This window comes from Vibrio sp. 10N.247.311.12, from assembly GCF_041467515.1.
In the GTDB taxonomy this organism is placed as follows: Bacteria; Pseudomonadota; Gammaproteobacteria; order Enterobacterales; family Vibrionaceae; genus Vibrio; species Vibrio crassostreae_C.
In genome coordinates this window covers 1-1351 of record NZ_JBFSUV010000103.1, presented here as the reverse complement: position 1 = coordinate 1351, position 1351 = coordinate 1, and the positions used below count along the sequence as shown (strand labels likewise).

The window sequence follows — 1351 nt, the reverse complement described above, 5'->3', positions numbered from 1 at the left end:
CAATGAGTACAGGCCCAACTCCTCGAACCATTTTATTGGCATGGCGTGATTTAACTGCGGCGTTAAGGCCAAGTGCCACCACCCTTTATCTGACATCGCTACCTTCCACGCATTGCGCTCCGTTACACCTTGTTGTTGTAACCATGTCGCTATGCCGTATCTGCGTTTGCGTTGTTTTAAGCGGTAACATCGTAGCCGTCGCCGTATCCATTCGTCTAAGCGCTGCAAGCTGCTTTTCCGTATGGCGAGTTTGAAGTAGTGTTGCCAACCTCTTAGGTATTGAGTTAATTCCGCTATGACTGCTTGCAACTCTCGCCCTCGGTTTCGCTTCGTTATCTGCCGCACTCGCTTCTTCATTTGAGTTTGTGCTGCCTTCGATAGATGGATTGTTCCATCTATCCCGAAGCGGTGGCTTAAGTAAGTCCGCTCTGTCACTCTTGTCGCACCACTTTTCTCTCGATTTACCGTGAGCTTCAGCTTTTGCTCCAAGAACTCCGTTATCGACTCTTTAACTCGATAAGCGGCTTCTTCACTATGAACGTAGATTTGGCAGTCGTCTGCATATCGACAGAACTTATGCCCTCTGCGCTCTAACTCTTTATCCAGTTCATCTAATACGATATTGGATAGCAACGGGGATAATGGTCCACCCTGTGGTGTCCCTCTTTGTCTCTGTTCAACCATCCCGTTTCGCATTATGCCTGCCTGTAGATATGACCTGATGAGCTTCAACACTCGTTTATCACTGATGTCCTGTGACAGTCTGTACATCAGTCTATCGTGATTCACTGTGTCGAAGTATTTCGCTAGGTCGATATCTACAACATAACCTCGACCTTCTCGGATGTAATGACTGGCTGCCGTTAATGCATGGTGCGCACTGCGGTTTGGTCTAAATCCGTAACTGCTATTGGAGAACTTGGGGTCATAGATATCTGACAGTACTGAGGTCATTGCCTGTTGGACAACTCTATCAAGCACGGTTGGGATACCTAGTTGCCTTACGCCACCACTAGGTTTAGGGATTTCTACACCAAGTACCGGTTGAGGTTGGTAGCTTCCTTCCAGAAGACTCTGGCGAAGCGCTTGCCCATTTGAAGCCTGTCGAAGTGTTGAGATAGTCGCATCTATGTCGAGTTTGTCGACACCTGCACATCCTTTGTTCTTCTTCACTCTTCGTAGAGCTTGATTCAAGTTGGTTGAAGAGCAGATTTGCTCCATCAACGACGTTGAGATCACCAAGACTCGTCCTCCTGTTTACGCCAATCATGCTTGTCATTCTTCATCACCATGAGCTTTACTTGCTGTATCGCCCATTGGGACGTAGAGATGGTTTTCATCTTGCTATGAC

1 protein-coding gene is annotated in these 1351 nt (G+C 47.4%); it reads right to left on the bottom strand.

What is annotated here, in order from left to right; genetic code table 11:
* Positions 1–1221 (bottom strand): group II intron reverse transcriptase/maturase (gene ltrA / locus AB6E30_RS22485; RefSeq protein ID WP_170964223.1); only part of this gene is annotated, 1221 nt, incomplete at its 3' end.
* Positions 1222–1351: the final 130 nt, after the last annotated feature.